Raw genomic sequence first — 1,089 nt, forward strand, 5'->3', positions numbered from 1 at the left:
CGTGACAGAAAAAACATTGGTTATCGCAGTGTTGGAAACTTTTGATATCTCGCATATTTACGGTAAAATCTGCATTCCGTTTGACCAGTTTGACGAACTGAAAGTACAAAAAGGGCTACTGCCTTCCCAGCGGATCATCAAAGCGAAAAGCGGGAAAACCAAAATAAAATTGTCGCTGGTCAACAACAGCATCACCGCCAAAATCAAAGATCAAAAACAGGGGATGCTTGCGATTTGCGAGGCGCTGGAGCGTTTGAAACACTGATTTTCATAAAAGCAAGAGAGAAAATGAACAATATAAATGAGAACCGAACAGACAAAAGAGCACCCGGCGGCGAAAAAAACAAGGCGGAGTTAAAATGGTTTATTTTGTTCCTTGCCGTCATCTTTTTTCTGCCGATTACCATCCTCGCGGTGGTGGAATGGTTTACAAGCGCCGATGCCTTTGCCATCGGCATCACAGGGTTTATGCAAGCCGTCATTGTCTATGGCGGCTTGGGGCTGGTGGCGGTGATCATCGCCCTTGTCTTATTCATACTGCTGATTCAGCCGGACGCAACGTTCCTGCAAAAGGTTGGCAGAACCGCAGGCATTCTGCTTTGCCTCGCCGTCGCCTTTTTCCTTGTCCGGCCGCTCGTTTTGGACATCCCCTATCTCAAGCGCCCGGAAGCCGCCTATTTGGAGCGGCTGGAATTTGAATATTCGCGAGGGATCGGGGACTATGGTTCGGACGACTATTATCTGCGCGGCGTAGATATGACCGGCGAACGGCATTCCTTTGAAATCAGTGAAAAGAGGTACGAGGAAGGGCGCGCGCTGTGGGGCGGGAACGACTACAATCTGTTTGCGAAAGTCACCTACCTGCCGCACACCTCCACCTTGATGTCGCTCGAATTTATGACAGAACTCGACGCGTCAGGGGCAGAATTGTACCCACCATCCCCTGAACTCCCGAATGATTGGGAAAGTTTTTCAATCCAGATCAATGACGCGGTGTATACGTTGCCGCTTCCCCTTGCGGATTTTCTTGACGACGGGTGGGTGATCTCCGCGGAGGATGCCGGGCTTTCTCTGCCCGGCGCGGAAGGC

2 protein-coding genes are annotated in these 1,089 nt (G+C 50.6%); both read left to right on the plus strand.

Annotated features, from left to right (window positions below):
* On the plus strand, window positions 1-265 hold a 265-nt coding region (locus H6B10_RS14630), incomplete at its 5' end, for a hypothetical protein (RefSeq protein WP_204652264.1).
* A gap of 23 nt (window positions 266-288) precedes the next feature.
* Window positions 289-1,089, plus strand: an 801-nt coding sequence (locus tag H6B10_RS14635) for a hypothetical protein (protein ID WP_204652265.1), incomplete at its 3' end; no start/stop codon positions are given.

It is taken from the genome of Gemmiger formicilis (genome assembly GCF_016901605.1).
Lineage (GTDB): Bacteria > Bacillota > Clostridia > Oscillospirales > Ruminococcaceae > Gemmiger > Gemmiger formicilis_B.